Annotated in this window: 22 protein-coding genes; 14 read left to right on the top strand and 8 right to left on the bottom strand. The window is 69.3% G+C overall.

Translation table 11 applies throughout. The annotated features are described in order from the left end of the window. Positions 1–11 precede the first annotated feature (11 nt). The 4 genes from ASF20_RS00975 to ASF20_RS00960 all read left to right on the top strand — a co-directional run bounded on the left by ASF20_RS00975 (position 12) and on the right by ASF20_RS00960 (position 3,209). The gene (locus ASF20_RS00975) at positions 12–674 is read left to right on the top strand and encodes a thiamine phosphate synthase (protein WP_056269859.1); all 663 of its coding nucleotides are present in this window, start codon (positions 12–14) and stop codon (positions 672–674) included. Further along, positions 671–1,696 (top strand): tetratricopeptide repeat protein, encoded by a 1,026-nt coding sequence (locus ASF20_RS00970; protein WP_244476278.1) that lies wholly within the window; start codon positions 671–673, stop codon positions 1,694–1,696. The genes ASF20_RS00975 and ASF20_RS00970 overlap by 4 nt, the downstream gene beginning before the upstream one ends. A 119-nt stretch (positions 1,697–1,815) precedes the next feature. Continuing rightward, positions 1,816–2,610 (top strand): inositol monophosphatase family protein, encoded by a 795-nt coding sequence (locus ASF20_RS00965; protein ID WP_056269856.1) that lies wholly within the window; start codon positions 1,816–1,818, stop codon positions 2,608–2,610. A 53-nt stretch (positions 2,611–2,663) separates the two neighbouring features. Continuing rightward, positions 2,664–3,209: an adenine phosphoribosyltransferase gene (locus tag ASF20_RS00960; RefSeq protein WP_056216903.1), complete on the top strand. Its 546-nt coding sequence runs from the start codon at positions 2,664–2,666 to the stop codon at positions 3,207–3,209. A 135-nt stretch (positions 3,210–3,344) separates the two neighbouring features. Here the strand turns inward: ASF20_RS00960 and purQ are convergent, their stop codons facing one another. The 5 genes from purQ to ASF20_RS00935 all read right to left on the bottom strand — a co-directional run bounded on the left by purQ (position 3,345) and on the right by ASF20_RS00935 (position 6,780). Beyond that, entirely contained in the window at positions 3,345–4,028 is a 684-nt protein-coding gene (purQ, locus tag ASF20_RS00955) for a phosphoribosylformylglycinamidine synthase subunit PurQ (RefSeq protein ID WP_056269853.1), read from the bottom strand. Continuing rightward, a complete protein-coding gene (gene purS, locus ASF20_RS00950; protein WP_056269849.1) occupies positions 4,028–4,267 on the bottom strand; it encodes a phosphoribosylformylglycinamidine synthase subunit PurS in 240 nt (79 codons plus the stop codon). The genes purQ and purS overlap by 1 nt, the downstream gene beginning before the upstream one ends. 115 nt (positions 4,268–4,382) lie before the next feature. Beyond that, entirely contained in the window at positions 4,383–4,619 is a 237-nt protein-coding gene (locus ASF20_RS00945) for a hypothetical protein (RefSeq protein WP_056216916.1), read from the bottom strand. A 118-nt stretch (positions 4,620–4,737) separates the two neighbouring features. Continuing rightward, positions 4,738–5,340 (bottom strand): ActR/PrrA/RegA family redox response regulator transcription factor, encoded by a 603-nt coding sequence (locus ASF20_RS00940; protein ID WP_056216919.1) that lies wholly within the window; start codon positions 5,338–5,340, stop codon positions 4,738–4,740. A 54-nt stretch (positions 5,341–5,394) separates the two neighbouring features. Next, a complete protein-coding gene (locus ASF20_RS00935) occupies positions 5,395–6,780 on the bottom strand; it encodes an ActS/PrrB/RegB family redox-sensitive histidine kinase (RefSeq protein WP_056269847.1) in 1,386 nt (461 codons plus the stop codon). Positions 6,781–6,969: 189 nt separating this feature from the next. On the opposite strand from ASF20_RS00935, the gene phaZ reads away from it, so the two are divergent. Together phaZ and ASF20_RS00925 are read left to right on the top strand one after the other, a co-directional pair. Further along, the gene (gene phaZ / locus ASF20_RS00930; RefSeq protein ID WP_056269844.1) at positions 6,970–8,271 is read left to right on the top strand and encodes a polyhydroxyalkanoate depolymerase; all 1,302 of its coding nucleotides are present in this window, start codon (positions 6,970–6,972) and stop codon (positions 8,269–8,271) included. Positions 8,272–8,327: 56 nt separating this feature from the next. Further along, positions 8,328–9,062 (top strand): SprT family zinc-dependent metalloprotease, encoded by a 735-nt coding sequence (locus tag ASF20_RS00925; protein ID WP_056216930.1) that lies wholly within the window; start codon positions 8,328–8,330, stop codon positions 9,060–9,062. Between the two features lie 7 nt (positions 9,063–9,069). Here ASF20_RS00925 and ASF20_RS00920 read toward each other — a convergent pair whose 3' ends face one another. Next, positions 9,070–9,447, bottom strand: coding sequence for a hypothetical protein (locus tag ASF20_RS00920; RefSeq protein ID WP_056269842.1), 378 nt, complete (start codon positions 9,445–9,447; stop codon positions 9,070–9,072). A 192-nt stretch (positions 9,448–9,639) separates the two neighbouring features. Here ASF20_RS00920 and ASF20_RS00915 point away from each other — a divergent pair, with 192 nt between their 5' ends. The 4 genes from ASF20_RS00915 (at position 9,640) to ASF20_RS00900 (ending at position 14,654) form a co-directional block, all read left to right on the top strand. Next, complete coding sequence (locus ASF20_RS00915; RefSeq protein WP_108039224.1) at positions 9,640–10,170, top strand: invasion associated locus B family protein; 531 nt, start codon at positions 9,640–9,642, stop codon at positions 10,168–10,170. 55 nt (positions 10,171–10,225) lie between these two features. Beyond that, on the top strand, positions 10,226–10,891 hold the full coding sequence (locus tag ASF20_RS00910) for a hypothetical protein (protein ID WP_056269994.1): 666 nt from the start codon (positions 10,226–10,228) through the stop codon (positions 10,889–10,891). A 136-nt stretch (positions 10,892–11,027) separates the two neighbouring features. Beyond that, positions 11,028–12,938 (top strand): glycosyltransferase family 2 protein, encoded by a 1,911-nt coding sequence (locus ASF20_RS00905; RefSeq protein WP_244476277.1) that lies wholly within the window; start codon positions 11,028–11,030, stop codon positions 12,936–12,938. A 24-nt stretch (positions 12,939–12,962) separates the two neighbouring features. Next, complete coding sequence (locus ASF20_RS00900; protein ID WP_056269839.1) at positions 12,963–14,654, top strand: glycosyltransferase; 1,692 nt, start codon at positions 12,963–12,965, stop codon at positions 14,652–14,654. 285 nt (positions 14,655–14,939) lie between these two features. On the opposite strand, the gene purC is transcribed toward ASF20_RS00900, so the two are convergent. Both purC and nth read right to left on the bottom strand, forming a co-directional pair. Next, on the bottom strand, positions 14,940–15,734 hold the full coding sequence (gene purC / locus ASF20_RS00895) for a phosphoribosylaminoimidazolesuccinocarboxamide synthase (RefSeq protein WP_055955211.1): 795 nt from the start codon (positions 15,732–15,734) through the stop codon (positions 14,940–14,942). 272 nt (positions 15,735–16,006) lie between these two features. Continuing rightward, a complete protein-coding gene (nth, locus tag ASF20_RS00890) occupies positions 16,007–16,741 on the bottom strand; it encodes an endonuclease III (protein WP_082501105.1) in 735 nt (244 codons plus the stop codon). A gap of 20 nt (positions 16,742–16,761) precedes the next feature. Here nth and ASF20_RS00885 point away from each other — a divergent pair, with 20 nt between their 5' ends. The 4 genes from ASF20_RS00885 to ASF20_RS00870 all read left to right on the top strand — a co-directional run bounded on the left by ASF20_RS00885 (position 16,762) and on the right by ASF20_RS00870 (position 20,142). Then, complete coding sequence (locus ASF20_RS00885; RefSeq protein WP_056216945.1) at positions 16,762–17,298, top strand: DUF2244 domain-containing protein; 537 nt, start codon at positions 16,762–16,764, stop codon at positions 17,296–17,298. Between the two features lies 1 nt (position 17,299). Then, the gene (locus ASF20_RS00880; RefSeq protein WP_056269836.1) at positions 17,300–17,842 is read left to right on the top strand and encodes a DUF3016 domain-containing protein; all 543 of its coding nucleotides are present in this window, start codon (positions 17,300–17,302) and stop codon (positions 17,840–17,842) included. A 180-nt stretch (positions 17,843–18,022) separates the two neighbouring features. Then, complete coding sequence (locus tag ASF20_RS00875; RefSeq protein WP_056216948.1) at positions 18,023–18,733, top strand: response regulator transcription factor; 711 nt, start codon at positions 18,023–18,025, stop codon at positions 18,731–18,733. Further along, on the top strand, positions 18,730–20,142 hold the full coding sequence (locus tag ASF20_RS00870) for an ATP-binding protein (RefSeq protein WP_056269834.1): 1,413 nt from the start codon (positions 18,730–18,732) through the stop codon (positions 20,140–20,142). Before ASF20_RS00875 ends, ASF20_RS00870 begins: the two co-directional genes overlap by 4 nt. The last annotated feature ends 3 nt before the right edge of the window (positions 20,143–20,145 follow it).

The following is a 20,145-nucleotide window of genomic DNA, read 5'->3' as shown; positions in this document are numbered from 1 at the left end:
AAGGACCCTGTATGTCGGAACCCCGCACCCGCCTCGCCCTGCTCAGCCCCCACCGGGTCGAGGCCGGTGATGCCGACGCGCTCGGCGCGGCGATCACGGCCGCCTGTGCGGCCGGCGACGTCGCGGCCGTCATCCTGAGGCTGGCCCCGGTCGACGAGCGCAGCCTGGTCAATCTGGTCAAGCGCCTGGCCCCGGCCGCGCACGAGGCCGGCGCGGCCGTGGTCGTCGCCTGCGCGCATTTCGACGGCGACCTCGTCAGCGTCTCCGCCCGCGGCGGTGCCGATGGTGTTCACCTCGACAAGGCTCGGGATGGCGACCTGCGCGACCTGCGCGAGCGCTTGGCCGACGGACGAATCCTGGGGGCCGGCGGTCACGAGCAGAAGCACGCCGCGATGGAGGCCGGCGAGGCCGGCGTCGACTACGTCATGTTCGGTGGCCTCTACCCGGATGGGATGTCTCCCGACTCCGAGACGGTCTTAGATCGCGCCGGTTGGTGGACCGAGATCTTCGAGACGCCCTGCATCGCCGTTGCAGACGCTGTCGACCAGATCGATCCACTTCTGGCGACCGGCGTGGAGTTCCTCGGCCTGGAGAGTGGCCTCTGGATCGGCGAGCACGCCGACGTAGCCGGAATCCAAGCACGGGTTGCCGCCGCCGGGGAGACGGCCGCGTGAGGGTGGCGTTCAGCCTGTTGGCTCTGATGCTCGGCCTGTCCGAGGTCCGGGCCGCGTCGTCTCTCTCGCCGGAAGCGGCCAAGCCTGCGACACGCGAGGTCTTTTCCGCCCCGCTAAAGGAATTGCCGACTCCCTATTCGCCTAATGCCATGCGGGCGGTCCCCTTCACGGCAAAGCCCAGCGACAAGGCAGCCGATACAGCCTTTGGCGCCTACCAGCGCGGGCAATACACCACCGCGTTTCGTGAGGCGACGAAGCGGATCGCGGCTGACCCGAAGGATGCGGCGGCGATGACGCTGCTGGGTGAGCTTTACAATCAGGGCCTCGGCATCAAGCAGGATCCGGTCAAGGCGGCGGAGTGGTACCGACTCGCGGCGGCCCAGGGCGACGTGCACGCAATGGCGTCGCTGGGCCTGATGTCGATCGACGGGCGGGGCGGCGCCAAGGACATGAAGGCCGGCCGCCAATGGCTCGAGAAGGCCGCCGGGAACGGTGACACGACGGCAGCCTACAATCTCGCCTTGATTCTCCTCGGGACGGGCTCCGAGCCGGATCAGGCCCGGGCCGCCACCCTGTTCCGCAAGGCGGCGGACGGGGAGATCGGCGCGGCCCAGCACGATCTCGGCGTCCTCTACCTGCAGGGGCGCGGTGTGATGAAGGATCCGACCCAGGCCGCCGAATGGTTTCGGCGTGCGGCGGATAACGGTGATCTGGCCGGCGAGGTCGAATTCGCCATCCTTCTCTTCAACGGGACGGGCCTCCCGAAGGACGAGACCCGTGCGGCGCGCTACTTCCAGCATGCCGCTGCCCGCGGCAATGCCATCGCGCAGAACCGGATCGCGCGGCTGTTCGTGGTCGGGCGCGGCGTTCAGAAGAATCTGGTCGAGGCGGCAGCCTGGAATCTCGCGGCATCCGCACAGGGTTTGTCCGACGGCTGGCTCGACGAGAACCTGAAGGGCCTGGAGCCAGCCGAGCGACAGCGCGCCGAAGCGCTGGCCGCGGATCGCGCGAAGGTCAATTAGCTGCGTCCCGTGGGGCAGACCCGCTTTCGATAGGGGTGAGCCGGCGCGCAAACGTGCTATGGCCGCGCCGAATGTTACGTGAATCGACGTTCTTTGAATCGGCCTGGACCTGAAGATCGATGATTAGCTCACCTCTCATGACCGTCATGGTCGACGCCGTGCGCAAGGCGGCCCGCGGTCTCAAGCGCGACTACGGCGAGATCGAAAATTTACAGGTCTCTCGCAAAGGCCCCGGAAACTTCGTCTCAGCGGCCGACCGCAAGGCCGAGGAAGTCTTGAAGGATGCCCTGATGAAGGCACGTCCGGGCTATGGGCTCATCTTGGAAGAATCCGGCAACGTTGAGGGCGCAGACAAGAGCCACACTTGGCACGTCGACCCCCTCGACGGGACTACGAACTTTCTTCATGGCATCCCGCACTTCGCGATTTCCGTCGGGCTGGAGCGTGAGGGGCAGATCGTCGCCGGCGTGATCTACGATCCGGCCAAGGATGAACTGTTCGTGGCCGAGCGCGGCAAGGGTGCCTATCTCAACAACCGTCGCCTGCGCGTCTCCGGGCGCACCGACATGGCCGATGCCCTGGTCGCCTACGGATCACCCTATCTCGGCCGCGGCGATCATCCGAAGCTCCTGCGGGAAGTCGCCGCCGTGATGGCCGTGACCGGGGGCGCCCGCCGCTTTGGCTCCGCCGCCCTGGATCTTGCCTACGTCGCCTGCGGCCGCTCGGACCTGTACTGGGAGCGCGATCTGCAAACCTGGGATATCGCCGCGGGGATCATTCTTGTGCGCGAGGCCGGCGGCTTCGTCACCAGCGCCGATGGGGGTGCCGAGCCCCTGGCAGCCCGCTCGGTCGCCTGCGGCAATGAGATTCTGCACAGTGAGCTCGTGAAGCTCCTGCGCCGCGCCAACGCCTGAGGGGCGCCCCCGCGCGCTTCCTCGCCTCCACTCTCCTCGACAAGGGCTCCCCCATGGAAACCCGCCGCCACATCGCGTTGAAGGACTCGATCCGGTCCATCCCGGATTACCCGAAGCCCGGCATCGTGTTTCGCGACATCACCACGCTTCTCAGCGACCCGCGCGCGTTCCGCCGGGCGGTCGACGCGCTGGTACATCCGTACGCGGGGGGACGCATCGATCAGGTGGCAGGCATTGAGGCGCGTGGATTCATCCTAGGCGGCGCGGTGGCACACCAGCTCTCGTCCGGCTTCGTTCCAATCCGCAAGAAGGGCAAGCTTCCGCACACGACGGTATCGATCGCCTACGCCCTAGAGTACGGCACGGACGAAATGGAAATCCACGTTGATGCCATCAAGCCGGGCGACCGGGTGCTTCTGGTGGATGACCTGATCGCCACCGGGGGGACGGCCTGTGCCGCGGTGAACCTGCTGCGTCGGATCGGCGCCGAAGTGGTGGCAGCTTGCTTCGTCATCGATCTGCCGGAAATCGGCGGCGCGCAGAAGCTGCGCGACCTCGATGTACCGGTCCGGACCTTGATGGAATTCGACGGCCACTGACCTTCGCCCCTTCGGGGACACGCGCGGGGCAGGTGGGTGAGGGTACGGGACCTATCCTGACCCCTCACCCACCTCGACCCAGCGTCAGCCGTCGGCGGGCAGCCTCTCTCCGGAGAAGAAAAAGGCGCGCGGAGGCTACGCCGCTGCCAAGCTCGTGAACAGGCCGCGCCCGTCGGTCCCGCCGACGAGATCCTCTACGAAATTCTCCGGGTGCGGCATCAGGCCGAGCACGTTGAGTTTCTCGGAGTAGATGCCCGCGATGGAATTCAGCGAGCCGTTGCGATTGGCGTCCACGGTGAGGTTGCCAGCCGCGTCCGAGTAGCGGAACGCCACCCGGCCATCACCTTCGAGACGCGCAATGGTATCCGGGTCTGCGAAGTAATTGCCCTCGCCGTGAGCCACGCAGACGTCGATGACCTGATTCTCGGCATAGGCCGAGGTGAAACGGGTGTCGGCACGCTCCACCCGGAGCAGCTGGCGATGGCAGATAAAGCGCCGGTCCACGTTCCGCATCAGGACGCCCGGCAGAAGGCCGGACTCGCACAGGATCTGGAAGCCGTTGCAGATGCCGAGCACCAAGCCGCCCCGCGCGGCGTGCGCACGGACGGCATCCATCGCGGCTGCGCGGCCGGCGATGGCGCCGCAGCGTAGGTAATCGCCGTACGAAAATCCCCCCGGCAGCACGGCCAGATCGGTGCCGGCCGGTAGCGCGGTATCCGCGTGCCAAACCTTCACGACCTCCGCACCCGATTGGGTCAAGGCTCGGGCCACGTCCGCATCGCGGTTGGAGCCTGGAAAAACGATGATGGCAGCGCGCATCAGGCGATCTCGATGGCGTAGTTCTCGACGACCGTGTTCGCGAGCAGCTTCTCGCAGGCGCTCTTCAGCGTCGCCTCTGCAGCCGCGCGGTCCTCTCCCACGATCTCGACGTCGAAAACCTTCCCCTGGCGGACGCTGTCGATACCGGACAGGCCGAACGACGTCAGGGCTGCCTCAATCGCCTTGCCCTGCGGGTCCAGCACGCCGGTCTTCAGGGTGACGATGATGCGTGCTTTCATGGGTTCGAACTCGTCTGGTGTCGGGGCACCCTGCCGATAATCGGGAAATGCCAGGCAAGCAACGCGAAACGGCCCAAGAGCGGCCGCGCATAAACGTCGAAGCTGTGTGTTCCGATCAGCGTGTGGTGGGATCTGGCCCCCGCAGAGGCTCAATGCTCGTCGCGCGCCGCCAGAGTTGCAGCATCACCCAAGCTGCGAAGAGGCTGAACAGCGCCATCAGCACATGCCCCACCGTGTCGCCGAGGTCGAAGAGGCCGGCGAGAGCCCAGCCCGCCGCGATGGCGACGGCGAACACCTCTGTGCCGACGAGAACCATCATGCTCAGGATGGTGATGAGATTGCGCGTGTTCACTGAAGCGTCGCCCCGTTACCGGCTTCACGCGCGGGAGACCCGGCGCAAACATGATCGAGGGCGACGTAGCGCGAACCGGACGGGTCGCGCAATGTCGCCCTCGTTTCGACCCCGACCTTCAGCGTGGGGCGCGCTTGGCCAGGATACGCTGAAGCGTCCGGCGGTGCATGTTCAGGCGACGCGCCGTCTCGGAAACGTTTCGTCCGCACAGTTCGTAGACACGCTGGATGTGCTCCCAGCGCACCCGGTCCGCTGACATCGGGTTCTCCGGCGGGTCAGCCCGCTCGCCCGGCTGCGCCATCAGCGTCCCATGGATCTCGTCGGCGTCGGCTGGTTTGGCTAGATAGTCGAACGCACCGAGTTTCACGGCCGTGACCGCCGTCGCGATATTGCCGTAGCCGGTGAGAATAACCCCCCGTGCGTCCGGGCGGCGCTCCTTCAGGCGAGCGATCACGTCGAGCCCATTGCCGTCGCCGAGTCGCATGTCGATGACCGCGAAGGCCGGCGGACGGACGTCGACCATCGAGACGCCTTCGGCGACGCTTTCGGCAACTTGCACCTCGTAGCCGCGCATCTCCATGGCACGGGCCAGCCGGGTCGAGAACGGCTTATCGTCATCGACGATCAGCAGAGTGCGATCCTGGAAAGCGGCCAGGGGGTCATTGTCGGCGAGCTGAGCGATCTCAGCACTCGGCGCCGTGGTTCCAGTCTGCGTCAGCATCCGACGCTCCTCCGTAGTTCACGAACCATCTTCAATAGGGTTCTGCTGTGATCCTCATATAGGTGTCGCACCCGTTTCCGTCAGGGGTTGCCCACTACTCAATTGCGCATGATCGACCGTCGAGGCGCCTCGCTCAAAGATGTGACGCGCCCAGCTGACACGAACCACGGCGCCGGTCGCCTCATGTTGCGAGACGTTCGACAACGTCAGCTGCGCGCCGGAACGTTCGATCAGGGTCTTGGCGATGAAAAGTCCGAGGCCCAGACCGGCGCCGGTGCTGTCTGGGCTGCGGGACCGATCTGGGCTCCGGGTCGTCACGTAGGGCTCGCCGGCCCGGAGCAGGACTTCGCTCGAGAAACCCGGTCCGTCGTCCCGGATCTCCAGCCAAACCCGCTCGAGGGTCCAGCGCGCCTCGATGATGACCCGCTCGGTGGCAAAGTCGACTGCGTTATCCACGATGTTGGCCAAGCCGAACATCACGCCCGGATTGCGCCGGCAAACCGGCTCCGGACCCTCTCCCTGGTTGGAGACGTCGAGGATGATGCCCATGGCACGCTGCGGCTCGACGAGCTCCTCCACGAGGTGGCTGAGACTGACCGTCTGCAGGAAGCCGGCCTCGTCGCTGTCGAGCGACGTCAGCTTCGAGAGGATACCACGGCAGCGATCGACCTGGTCGCGCAGGAGCGCAAGGTCCTCCCGCACCGAAGGGCTGGCGGTCGTCGCCAATTGACGGGTCAACTCCTTGGTGACCACCATGATGGTGCCGAGCGGCGTACCGAGTTCGTGAGCGGCTGCGGCCGCGAGCCCGTCGAGCTGTGACAGGTGCTGTTCGCGGGCCAGCACCAGTTCCGTGGCGGCCAAGGCCTGCGCCAGTTGGCGCGTCTCCTCCGCGACCTTCCAGGCATAGACGCCCGTGAAGGCGGTTCCGAGCAGGATCGCGGTCCAAATGCCCGAGATGTACAGGAAAGGCAGTTCCAACCGCCCGTCGGCAAACCAGGGCAGGGGGCGGTGCACGAGGGCGAGCAGGGTCGCGAGGCCGATTGCCAAGAGACCGAGCGCCAGGGTCCGTTCGGGCGGCAGGGCGGTTGCCGAGATCAGCACAGGCGCGAGGAACAGCAGCGAGAACGGGTTCTGCAGTCCGCCGGTCAGAAACAGCAGGGCGGCGAGCTGGATGATGTCGAAGGCGAGCAGCAGGGCCGCGGAATCGTCGCTCAAGCGGTAGCTCGCGGGAAAGCGGATGCGCAGCGCGAGGTTCAGCCAGGACGATGTGGCGATGACGAGGAAGCACCAGCCGAAAGGCAACGGAAGGCCCAATCCGAATTGCGCCCCGACCACCGCCGCACTTTGCCCGGTGATCGCGAGCCATCGCAGGCGCACGAAGGTGTCGAGACGCAGATGCCGTGCGTCGCGGACGAAGCCGTTGGTGCTCATGTCGATCATGTCAGTGGAACGATAGGGCCCGGCTGTCTCGCGTCTATCCCTCCGGGTTCGGACATCCGCTCTTGTCGACATCGCTTTTGCGCTAAACCGAGGGGAGCGAATCCGCAGAGGTCGATGTGGAGCGCCGAGCCGACGGCGCATTTCTCAGGCAGCTCGGGGAAGCGACGCCCGTGAAATGGGGAATGGTCCGTGAACTTGTCCTACCTCTGGTACGAGGCCGCCCGACTGATGACGACGCCGGCGCGACTTGTCGTCGACGTCGCCAAGCACGGCCTGCAGAACCCCGCCAATCCGCTCGCCTACTCGCCCTATGCCCGCTCGTTGGCGGCCGCCTGCGAGATGTTCGAGCGGGTCACGCGGCGCTACGGCAAGCCGTCCTTCGGCTTCACCAGCGTCACCGTCGACGGAACGAGCGTTCCGGTCAGCGAGCGAGTGGTGTGGGAGCGTCCCTTCTGCCGGGTGATCACCTTCGATCGAAGCTTCTTAGGCGGCCCCACGGCGCCACAGCCGAAGCTTCTGATCGTCGCGCCGATGTCGGGCCACTACGCCACGCTCCTGCGCGGCACCGTGGAGGCCATGCTACCCGACCATCAGGTCTTCGTCACCGATTGGGCCGATGCGCGCATGGTGCCGATCGGAGCCGGGCGGTTCGATCTGGATTCCTACATCGACTACCTCATCGACATGTTTCGCGACCTCGGACCGGAGCTTCACGTCATGGCCGTGTGTCAGCCGGCCGTGCCGGTCCTGGCGGCGGTCGCCGTGATGGAGGCGCAGGGCTACGCACCGGTGCCGCGCTCGATCACGCTGATGGGTGGTCCCATCGACACGCGGCGTTCACCGACCGCCGTGAACTGTGTGGCTCAGGAGCGCGGGACGGCCTGGTTCGAGCGCAACTGCATCACCACCGTGCCCGCCGGCTATCCCGGCGTCTGGCGCAGCGTCTATCCGGGCTTCTTCCAGCTCTCCGGATTCATGGCGATGAATTTCGACCGTCACGTTAACGCCCACGCCGAGATGTTCGACCATCTCGTGACGGGGGATGGCGATTCGGCTGAGAAGCACCGCGAGTTCTACGACGAGTATCTCGCCGTGATGGATCTGACGGCCGAGTTCTACCTGCAGACGGTGAAGACGGTCTTCGTCGATCACGCCCTTCCGAGGGGATCGATGATCCATCGTGGCGCCCGCGTCGACCTCGGCGCGATCCGTAGCTGTGCCATTCTCGCCATTGAGGGCGAGAACGACGACATCTCCGGCGTCGGCCAGACCCAAGCTGCCCTGGACCTCACGCCGAACCTTCCTCCGCAGCGAAAAGCCTATCATTTTCAGCAAGCTGTCGGACATTACGGGGTGTTCAACGGGTCGCGCTACCGCACCATCATCGCGCCCCGTATCGCCGCCTTCATTCGCCAGATGGGGGTTTCCGAGGGGGGAGGAGTGGCAATCAGCCATCGGCCGGAACCCGACCTGTCGGGGGCGCCTGCCTGAGGATGGGGGCGCTCGGGTCGATGGCGAAGGGGCGCGACAGCGGCTAAGCTGGCGAGATGCGATTGGCGTTGCTGCGCGGGGCGGACCCGGATCACCTCGACATCCTGCACGAGGGCGAGACCCTCCGCGTCCTGCTGCGTCGCCGGCCGACAGCACGTCGTCTGACCCTGCGCGTCTCGAGTGCTACCGGCGAAGTGGTCATGACGCTTCCGACGCGCACCTCGGTCGGTGTCGCCCGAACCTTTGCCATCAGCCACGGGGGATGGATCGCGGCTCGGCTGGCGCGCATGCCCGAGCGGGTGCTGTTCGCGGCGGACGCTGTTCTGCCGATCCGAGGCGTGCCGCACAGGGTCCTGCATCGCGACCGTCGAAGCGGGCTCACCCGGCTCGAGACGCTTGCCGAGGAGCCCGTCCTCTCGGTTGCCTGCGACGCGCCGCACATCGCGCGAAGAGTCACCGATTTCCTGCAGCGGGAAGCCCGGCGTGATCTGACCGAGGCGGTGGCGCGCTACACCGAGAAGCTGGGGCAGGGGCCGACGCGCATCACCTTACGCGACACGCGAAGCCGCTGGGGCTCCTGCACGGTGCGTGGCGAGCTGAACTTCTCCTGGCGGCTGATCTTCGCGCCACCGATGGTGCTCGATTATCTGGTGGCGCACGAGATGGGGCATCTCCGCGAGATGAACCACTCGGCACGATTCTGGACCCTGGTGGGGTCGCTCTGCCCGCATGTGGACGAAGCCGAGCGCTGGCTGAAGCGCAACGGCGCCACCCTGCACCGCTACGGCTGAGGTCGGCTCAACCGCGGACGCGGAGTGCTCGGCCGCGTACGACTTGCTCGGCCGGCCAGGTCGGGCGGGGATCGACATCGCCCGGGTTCAGGGTGCGCGGCGCGACGCTGTCGCAGACTTCCCGCTGGCGCAGGATCACCGGCCGGCCGAACTCGTCCCGACGGCGGATGATGCCGCCGTCGCGGCAGAAGCCCGCGATCTCGGCCGAGCTTCCGCCGCGCCGGCCGCCGGGCGTGCGTGCCACCGGGCGATGCTCGATCACGAGGGGACCATCCCGGTTGAGGGAGCGCTCGACATAGGTCGTCTCGCCCACGGGGAGCGGCTCCGCGAGGGCTGGACCGGCGAGGGCGAGGGTGGCGAGGAGGAGGGGGGCGCGCAGTCGCATGGATCTGTCCGTTGTCGGGCAAGCGTGGCTGTCAGCACTAGAGGCTGTACGCGCGGCGCGATAGTCGGTTCCCGCAGGCCGGCCTTCGCTTGACATTCGATGGCCCAGCATGGTCGGAACACCCGTGTTTTCCGTTAACGGTTCGCGGGGCGGCGGGCCATGCGAAAGGGTCGACGCGTGGGGTTTCGAGGAATGGTGCAGCTTGCACGCGGCCTGGTCGCCCGGGGCGTCGCGGTGGGCCTGCTCGGTGCAGGGATCCTGCTCGCCGGCTTCGGGCCCGAGGGCGCAGCCGCCCAGGGGATGGTTCGCAACACGTTCGGCGATTGGCAACTGCGGTGCGAGACCCCGGCGGGCGCCAAGGCCGAGCAATGCGCCCTGGTGCAATACCTGGCCGCCGAGGACCGGCCGAACCTCACGCTGGTCGTCATCGTCCTGAAGACGGCCGACAACCGCGGCTATCTCCTGCGGGTGGTCGCGCCGCTCGGTGTCCTGCTGCCGTCCGGCCTCGGCCTGAAGATCGACAAGACCGATGTGGGCCGCGCCGGCTTCGTGCGGTGTCTGACGACGGGCTGTGTCGCCGAGGTCGTGATGGATGACGGCTTGATCAAGCAGTTCAGCGGGGGGGCGCAGGCCACCTTCATCGTGTTCCAGACACCGGAGGAGGGCGTCGGCATTCCTCTGTCGATGAAGGGATTCGCCCAGGGCTTCGATAGCCTCAAGTGATGGGCTTCGCGGCGTGCGGGTGAGACGGTTGGTGCGAAGAATGCGGGATCTCGGCATGAATCTCAGCAGGGTGAAGGGCCGGCAGCGTTTGGGGCTCCTCCTGGCAGCGACCCTCGCGGCGAGTGGCGTCGGGGTCGGCCCCACCTCCGCGGAGGAGGGCAACGTCTTCATGAACATGCTGAAATTCGGCGGGACCACGGTGCCGCCGTCCCAGCCGGACGACACCGATCCGCCCTATTGCCCCACGGTGGCGGTGCCGGAAGGCGGCGCAGCGATCCAGAGCTATGCGGGCCGGGCCGGAGACGGCACCAGCCTCCGGCACCAGGTCACGATCGGTCGCCTGGCCCGGGAATGCGCCAAGCTTCAGGACGGATCCGTGTCGGTGAAGGTCGGCGTCGAGGGGCAGGTTCTGCTGGGACCCGTCGGTAAGCCGGGTCGCTTCGAAGCTCCGGTCTCGATCAGCATCAAGGCCGGCGACAAGGTCGTGCTGTCCCGGGTCCGCCGGGTGCCGGTGACGGTGCCCGCGGGGGCGGCGCAGGGACTGTTCTCCTTCGTCGAGGACAATCTCGTCGTCCCGGCGGCGATGGCCCGCGACTACGACATCGAGGTTCGTCTCGGGGCTGCGCCGCAGAAGACGGCGCCGCGGAAAAAGAAGAAGCCCGCGGTCTCCGCCACGTCGGAGGATCGCGTGGCGGCGCCCGCCACGGATGCGGCCGAGTGAGCGGTGGGTCTGCGCAGGTGATGTCCTGACCGCATCCGGACGCCCCGTCGCCTTCTCGCTCGACGCCACGGATGATCCCCTCTTCGGTCACCGGCTTCGCCTCGCCGAGAATGGGCGCGGTCGCTGGATCGTGTTGATGTATCGAGCAAATCCGGTCGTGCGTCCGCTGCGGCCGCTCCTGCGCCTGACCCGCGACGACGGCCGGCGCGAACTTTTCGTCCTGCCCGGGGCGGGGCAGGGGGCGGCCTGCTGGCTCGGCTTCCTGCCGGCGGATGCCGCGGCGATCGACCTCGCCATCGACGAACGCAGCGGCTTCGTGTTGGAACGGGTCGGCCTGCGTTCGGAGGCGAGCGTGTTCGCCGAATGCCTGCGCGTACGTCCGCTCCGGGCGATTTCCGCTTGTTATCAGAGGCTTAGGCGCAACGAGCGCCGCACCCGCGACATCCTCCGGGGGAGCTGCGGGGTAACGCCGGTCGCGGATTTCGCGGATTGGGCGCGCCAGCGGACCCGCGCCGATGCGGCTCCGGTGCCGGCCGGGCCGGCGGTTCGGCTGGTGATGCCGGCCGGGCCGGCGGACGCGGAGCGGGTCGCCGCCACGATCGCGAGCCTGAAGGCCCAGCGTTACGGGGTCTGGCGCCTCGTCGTGGGCTGGTCGGAGGCGGGGATCGCCATCCCCACGGACGATGCGCGGATCGCGCAACGCGTCTGGCCGGCCTCGGCCTGCCTCTGTGATTTGCTGAATGGTGACAGCGCTTTGGCGCTGCTTGCCCCGGGCGACACCCTCGATCCGGACGCCCTGGCGATCCTGGTCCGCGCCCTGGCGGAGCCGGACCGTCCGCAGATGGTCTATGCGGATGCCCAGGGCGAGGGCCCGGACCCGACGCCGGCGCTCAAGCCGGACTGGAGCCCGGACCTGGCGCTGACCACGGCCTATCCCGGCACCCCGACCCTCTATGCCGGGGGCCTGCTCGAACGCCTCAAGGCCATCCCGCTCGGCGCGCCGGACGCGTTCGCGGTTCGCCTCGGGCTCGCCGCGGTATACCACGCGGGTCGCGACGAGGTCGCGCATGTCCCGCGCGTTCTCGCGCGCGTGGCGCCTCCGCCGCCGGATTCAGCCGAGCGTCACGCGGCGATTCTTCAAACGCACCTCACCGAGACCCACCGTCCGGCGCGGGTCGAGGCACATCCGACGGGGTTCGACCTGCTCTGGGCGTTGCCGGAGCCGCCGCCGCTCGCCAGCGTCGTCATCCCGTCCCGGGATCGCCTGGACCTGATCCGGGTCGCCGCCGACGGGGTGCTCAACGGGACGGACTACCCGGCGATCGAGCTCGTCATCGTCGACAACGGCTCTACCGATCCGGCGGTGCTCGCCCATTACGAGACGTTGCGGCGGGATCCGCGGGTCCGCCTCCTGTCCTGTCCGGGGCCGTTCAATTTCTCCGCGATGATCAATGCCGGCGTGGCCGCGTCGCGGGGCGACGTGGTGGTCCTCCTCAACAACGACGTCGCGGTGCTGCGCGAGGACTGGCTCAGCGCCCTGGTGCGCCAAGCTTGCCGGCCGGAGATCGGCGCGGTGGGGGCGAAGCTCCTCTATGCGGACGGGACCCTGCAGCATGCCGGCGTGGTGGTGGGGCTCGGAGGCCGGGCCGGGCACATCCTGCGCCGGCGGCCGGCCGACACCCCCGGCATGCTCGGCCGGATGCGGGTCGCCCACGAGGTCTCGGCCGTCACCGCGGCCTGCCTCGCGGTCGGGCGGGCCAAGTTCGACGCGGTCGGCGGCCTCGACGCGGACAATTTCGCCGTCGACTTCAACGACGTCGATTTCTGCCTACGTCTCGCGGCGGCCGGCTACCGGACGCTCTGGACGCCGCGGGCCGTGATGGCCCACCTCGAATCGACCAGCCGCGGACCGGCGGTCGGGCCGGCGCGGGCGCGCTTCGAGGCGGAGGCCGACCGCTTCGTGGCGCGCTGGCGCGACACCATCCGGCACGATCCCTACTACCATCCGGACCTGTCGCTGACGACGTTCGGGGAAGATCTGGAATAGGGAAGATCTTGACGAGGCAGGACCGTGAATAGGAGGCCCGACCCGGCGCTCGCCTTCGCGGGCGTGGCCCGGAGCCCGGTCTGGCGGCGCTGGGCGCTGGCCGCTGGGCACCTGCTCCGCCACCGGGGGGAGGGGATGGCGATCCTGCGGGCGCGGATGGCGGGCAAGCGCGTCCGCGCCGGCCAGGCCGCGGCCGCTCTGTTCGGCCTCGACCATGCGGGACTCCTCTGCAGCCCTGCGGCGCAAGGCCGGCTCCTGCGGGCAACCACGACCACGACCACGACCACGACCGCGGGCGCGGCGCGTCCGCGCGAGACCGTCGCGGTCCTGTCCGTCGCGGATCTGGGGAGCGAACCGCCCTCCGGCGCCGACCTCCTCGTCCTCGCGGCGCCGGGTCATGCCCTGCTGCCGGGCGCCACCGCCCTTCTCGCCGCGGCGTTCGCGCGGTCCCCGGCGCACCAGCTCGCCTACGGCGATGCGCTGCTGGGGCCCGAGACCGGGCCGGCGATGCCGCTACTGCGTCCCGCCTTCGACCCCGACTACGCCCGGGCGGTGCCGTATCTCGGCCCCGTGCTGGCGGTCCGGGCCTCGGCCCTCGCCGCCATCACCGAGACGGAGGGGCCGGTCACGGATGCCCTCGACCTCACCGAGCGGGTGGCGGAGCGGTTCGGGCGCGGGGCGATCGGGCACCTGCCGCGCCTCCTCTCGCGCAGCGAGGCGGCGGCGGACGGGGCGCAGGACCCGGCGGCGAGCGCCGCCACCCTGCGCCGGGCCCTGGACCGCCGGGGCGACCACGCCGTCGCGATCCGGGTGGAGGCGGACGGCGTGCTCACCCTGGCGCACCCCCTGCCGGCGGCGCGTCCGCGCGTCAGCCTCATCGTGCCAACCCGGGACCGGGTCGATCTCCTGCGGACCTGCATCGCCAGCCTCGTCGCCTGCACCGACTGGCCGGAGCGGGAGATCCTGATCTGCGACAACGACAGTCGCGCCCCCGAGACCCTGGCGTATTTCCGGGAGCTGGAGGCGGCCGGCCTCGCCCGAATCGTGCCCTGCCCCGGCCCCTTCGATTTCGCCGGCATGAACAACCGGGCCGCCGCGCAGGCGCGGGGGACGGTCCTGGCCTTCGTCAACAACGACGTCGCCGCCCTGCATCCGGACTGGCTGGAGCGGCTGGTGCGCGAGGCCCTGCGGCCGGATGTGGGGGCGGTGGGCGCCAAGCTCCTCGATGGGCAGGGTCGCATCCAGCACGGAGGGGTGCTGCTCGGGCCGGGCGGGCTGGTCACCCACGCGCACCGGTTCTTTCCCGGCGACGCGCCGGGCTACCTCGGCGGGCTGCGGGCGACCCGCGCGGTGGCGGCGGTCACGGCCGCCTGCCTCGTGGTGGAGGCGCGCAAGTTCGCGGCGGTCGGGGGCTTCGATGCGGGCGCCTTCGCGGTCGACTTCAACGACGTCGACCTGTGCCTGCGCCTCGGGGCGGCGGGCTATCGCACCCTGTTCGTCCCGGGGGCGGTGCTGCGCCACGACGAGGCCGCGAGCCGGCGCTGGACGGTCGCGGCCCGGGCGCGCCACGGGCGCGAAGTCGCGGCCTTCCAGGACCGATGGGGACCGCTGCTGGGGCAGGACCCCCATTACCACCCGGGATTCGACCCCGATCTCGGCACCTACGCGCGGTTGCGCCCGGACTGGCCGGAGGCGGGCGCGGTGGATCTGCGGTGAGCGTCGTGCCGGCTTCAGGTCCGGAAACCCACACGCAGCACCCCGTCATCCTGGGGCCGCGCAGCGGAGCCCAGGATCCGGACACGCAGGAAGTGCCGGATATGACGCTGCGTCGGCGGTTCTGGATTGCACGCCGCTGGCGCGCCCCTCCGGGGCCGGGCTCGCCTGCGGCGGCGCGGAATGACGGCGCGGTGCCATCCGCCAACGACCGCTGGTTCAGGAGTCGCCGTTCGAACTACCCAGCCGGCCCGCGCGATCGAAACCCGCGGGGCCGGTCGGCGTGTCTTACTGGACGAGGCGGGGGCCGCCCGTCTGGACCTTCTCGTTCTCGGACATGATGCCGAGGCGCTTGGCCACTTCGGTATAGGCCTCGATCAGGCCGCCGAGGTCCTTGCGGAAGCGGTCCTTGTCGAGCTTGTCCGACGACTTGATGTCCCACAGGCGGCAGGAATCCGGGGAGATCTCGTCGGCGACGACGATGCGCATCATGTCGCCTTCCCAGAGGCGGCCGGTCTCGATCTTGAAGTCGACGAGGCGGATGCCGACGCCGAGGAAGAGGCCGGACAGGAAGTCGTTGACCCGGATGGCCAGCGCCATGATGTCGTCGATCTCCTGGGGGGTCGCCCAGCCGAAGGCCGTGATGTGCTCTTCCGACACCATCGGGTCGTTGAGCGCGTCGTTCTTGTAGTAGAACTCGATGATCGAGCGCGGCAGCTGCGTGCCTTCCTCGAGGCCGAGGCGGGTGGCGAGCGAGCCGGCGGCGACGTTGCGCACCACCACTTCGAGCGGGATGATCTCGACTTCGCGGATCAGCTGCTCGCGCATGTTCAGGCGGCGGATGAAGTGCGTGGGCACGCCGATGTCGTTGAGGTGTTGGAAGACGAACTCGGAGATCCGGTTGTTCAGTACGCCCTTACCGTCGATGACATCATGCTTCTGCGCGTTGAAGGCGGTGGCATCATCCTTGAAGTGCTGGATGAGCGTTCCCGGCTCCGGACCCTCGTAGAGGACCTTCGCCTTGCCCTCGTAGATGCGACGGCGGCGGTTCATAGGCGTGTACCGTGGTTTGAGGAAGTCCATGGGCCGTGACTCCTTGCGAGCGAACGATGCGGAATCCGCGGCGTGGCGGCCTGTGAGTGAGGCCGGGCCGAGAGACACGTCGTACGTCGAAAGCCTCCGCGACCGTGGCGCAAACTACCCGAAGGCGGCTGGCAGCACAACGCGCTGGCCGGATGGGACCCATGCCGTTCAGGGAGAGGCCGGGTGATAACGGGGAGTCCGTGCCGGAGGCAAGGGCGCAGCGGCCGAGGCCGGCCGGAGGAAGCGCCGCCGGGAGGGGGCGCGCCTCCGGGTCAGGGCGCCGGCGTCTTGGCCGGAAAACGGCAGAGGTCGGCGATGGGACAGCGATAGCATTCGGGCTTGCGTGCCTTGCAGATGTAGCGGCCGAACAGGATCAGCCAGTGATGGGCGTTCAGCCGGTAGGGGGCGGGCACAAGGGCTTCGAGCCCGGCCTGGACCTTGTCGGTGGTGGGGGCGACCACCAGCGGGATCCGGTTGGAGACTCGGAAGATGTGGGTGTCGACCGCGATGGCCTCCTCGCCGAAGGCGACGTTGCGCACCACGCTCGCGGTCTTGGTGCCGACGCCCGGCAGCACCTCCAGGGCCTCGCGGGTGCGGGGCACTTCGCCGCCATGCTCCTCCACCAGGATGCGCGACAGGGCGATCACGTTCTTCGCCTTGGTGTTGAACAGGCCGATGGTGCGGATGAAGTCGCGCACCCGCTCTTCCCCGAGGGCCAGCATCGCGGCCGGCGTGTCGGCGATGGCGAAGAGCGGCGCTGTGGCGAGGTTGACGCTGCGGTCGGTGGCCTGGGCCGAGAGCACCACCGCCACCAGAAGGGTGAAGGGGTTCTGGAATTCCAGCTCGGCGCGCGGCTCCGGATTGGCCGCGCTGAGCCGCGCGAAGATCTCCGACACCGCCTCCGGGCCGACGGGATCGGGCGTGGCGGGCGCCTCTGCGACGATCGGCGCGGCGAGGCGCGCGGAGATCGGCGATTTCCGGGGTCGGGTCGGCTGTCGGCTGGGCATCCCTGCGTTATATTCCCCGTATGGCGAGCGGCAATGACCACGTCCCTCCGATCGGCCGGCATCCGGACGGCCTCGATCCCGACAGCATGGATCGGCCTGTCTTCCAGGCCACCATCCGGCCGCACCAATCCCTGAGCCCCGACGGCTTCCGCAACGTGATGATCGGGTGCTGCGCCGTCTCCCTCGTGACCTCGATCGCCTGCGTCCGGGCCGGGTTCTGGCCCGTGGCCGGCTTCTTCGGCCTCGACATGATCGCCCTCTACGTGGCGCTGAAGGCGAGCTTCCGGCGCGGTCGCTCCTTCGAGGAGGTGGCGATCACCCCGATCGAGGTGATGCTCGCCCGGGTGACCCACCGGGGCGAGCGCCGGGAATGGCGCTTCAACCCCCTCTGGACCAAGCTCACCCGGGTGGAGGACGACGAGTACGGCATGCAGACCCTGACCCTCGAATCGCGCCGGGAATTCGTGGTGGTCGCCCGCGACGCCTCGCCGCCGGAGCGCGAGGTGATCGCCGAGGGCCTGACCCGCGCGCTGGCGCAGGTGAAGAAGGGCTATTGAGATGAGTCGGCGCGGGCGCGGATGGCTGGCCGTGCTGATCGGCGCGGGGCTGGCCAGCGCCGGTTTTTCGCGGGACGGCGCGGCGGTGCCGGCACAGGTTACCGTCCGCTTCGTGGCGCCGGAGCGCTACACCGACGCCGACGACCGCTACGGCTCGGGGCCCGGCCTGCGCGGCACCCTCGCGGAGATCCGCCGCATCATCGAGGCCTCGGCCCTGCGGGTGATGGGACCGGACGAGACGCTGGTGGTGGACGTCCTCGACATCGACCGGGCCGGCTTCGTGCGCCCGGACCTGAACATCCCCTCGGGCCTGCGGATCGTCAGCGACGTGACCCCGCCGGCGATCCGCCTGCGCTACGACCTGCGGCGGGGCGGCCGCCGGATCGCCGGGGGCGAGGAGCGCCTGACCGACATCAACTTCCTGTTCGGCGCCCGCGCCGCCGCGGCCTTCGGGAGCTTCGGCTACGAGGAGGCCCTGCTGCGCGACTGGGCCCGCACCCGGCTCTCCGGACGCGCCGGCGGTCCGGGGCCGCGGCCCGAATAGGCGCGCCGCCCCGTGGCGGCGGGGGCCGCCACATGACCAAAACGTCATGTTTCCGCCAGCGTCGCGCAACCCGCCGCTTCCCATGCTCCGGGCCATCGACCCGGCGAGGAGGGATGCGGCATGAGCGTTGCCGGACAAGGCGGTTTCGCGCGGACGGGCGAGCCCCTATCACTCCGTCCCATGCGTCTGCTCATCATCGAGGACGACCGCGAGGCGGTCGCGTACCTGCTCAAGGCGTTTCGCGAGGCCGGCCACGTGCCGGACCAGGCGTCCGACGGCCTCGACGGCTACGCCCTGGCCCAGGAGGGCGACTACGACGTGCTCATCGTCGACCGCATGCTGCCCAAGCTCGACGGCCTGTCGCTGATCCGCTCGCTCCGCGAGCAGGGCGTGACCACGCCGGTCCTGATCCTCTCGGCCCTCGGCCAGGTGGACGACCGGGTGAAGGGCCTGCGGGCCGGAGGCGACGACTACCTGCCCAAGCCCTACGCCTTCTCCGAGCTGCTCGCCCGGGCCGAGGTGCTGGCCCGCCGCCGGGCCGGGCCGGGCACGGCCGCGGAGGCCACCGCCTACCGGGTCGGCGACCTCGAGCTCGACCGCCTGTCCCACCGCGTCACCCGGGCGGGCCACGAGATCGCGCTGCAGCCGCGCGAATTCCGCCTGCTCGAGTACCTGATGCGCCATGCCGGCCAGGTCGTGACCCGGACGATGCTGCTGGAGCATGTCTGGGACTACCATTTCGACCCGCAGACCAACGTCATCGACGTCCACGTCTCGCGCCTGCGCGCCAAGGTCGACAAGGATTTCGAGCACCCGATCATCCACACCGTGCGCGGCACCGGCTACGTGCTGCGCGTCGACGAGGCGCGCGGCCCCGGCCCGGCGTCGTGACGAATCTCGACGACGCCCCGGCCGGGCGCCTCGGCAACCTGTTCCGGACGACGGCCTTCAAGCTGTCCTTCGCCTACCTGGTGGTATTCGCCACCTTCGCGCTGTTGGCGCTCGGCTACGTCGCCTGGAACGCCAGCCGGGCCCTGGACGACCAGATGGTCTCCACCATCGAGGCCGAGATCAACGGCCTGTCCGAGCAGTACAAGGTCGGGGGCCTGCGGCGCCTGATCTCCGCCGTGGAGCGGCGCGCCGGCGAGCCCGGGGCCTCCCTCTACCTCGTCACCAACGCGGCGGGCGAGCGCCTCGTCGGCAACATCGACGCCCTGCCCACCGGGCTCATCGTCGATCCCGGCCAGACCGAGGCCAACTACGCCCGCATCGGGGGCGCGCGCGACGTCGAGCACCGGGCGATCATGCAGATCTTCGTCCTGCCCGGCGGCTTCCGGCTCCTCGTCGGCCGCGACGTGGCCGAGCGCGACCGGCTGCGGTCGGTGATCGGGCGGACCTTCGGCTCGTCCGTGGGGCTGGTGGTCGTGCTGGGCGTGATCGGCGCCTGGTTCATCGCCAGCCGGGTCCTGAAGCGCGTCGACGCCATGACCGAGACCACCCGCCGGATCATGGCGGGCGACCTCGACGGTCGCCTCGCGGTGGCGGGGACCGGTGACGAGCTCGACCGGCTGGCGCGCAACCTCAACGCCATGCTGGAGCGCATCGGCGAGCTGATGCGCGGCCTGCGCGACGTCTCCGACAACATCGCCCACGACCTCAAGACGCCCCTGACCCGCCTGCGCAACCGGGCCGAGGAGGCCCTGCGCACGGCCGAGACGCCGGACGCCCTCCGGGCCGCGATGGAGGGGGTGATCGAGGAGAGCGACGGGCTGATCCGGATCTTCAACGCGCTCCTGATGATCGCCCGGCTGGAGGGCGTGAACGCCCGCGAGGACTTCCAGACCTTCGACGTCGCCGCCGTGGTCCAGGCCGTGGCCGAGCTCTACGAGCCCCTGGCCTCCGAGCAGGGCCTCGCGCTGCACGTCGAGACGGAGGGCGCACCCCTGACCCTGCGCGGCAGCCGCGAGCTGATCGGGCAGGCGCTGGCCAACCTCATCGACAACGCGGTGAAGTATGGCGGGGCCAGCGGCGAGATCCGCCTCAGCGCCGCGCGGATCGGCGACACCCTGCGCCTCGGCGTCGCCGATTCCGGACCGGGCATCCCCAGCGAGGCCCGCGGCCGGGTGCTGGACCGCTTCGTCCGGCTGGAGGAGGCGCGCTCCCGGCCGGGCTTCGGCCTGGGCCTGAGCCTCGTCAATGCGGTGGTGCGCCTGCACCAGGGCACGCTGGCGCTGGAAGACCATGCCCCCGGGCTCGCCGTCGTGATAACCCTGCCGGCCGGAGATCCGACGGGAGGGTAGGGC

Source organism: Methylobacterium sp. Leaf88, from assembly GCF_001422795.1.
Taxonomy (GTDB): Bacteria; Pseudomonadota; Alphaproteobacteria; order Rhizobiales; family Beijerinckiaceae; genus Methylobacterium.
This window is presented reverse-complemented; position numbering and strand designations above follow the sequence as displayed.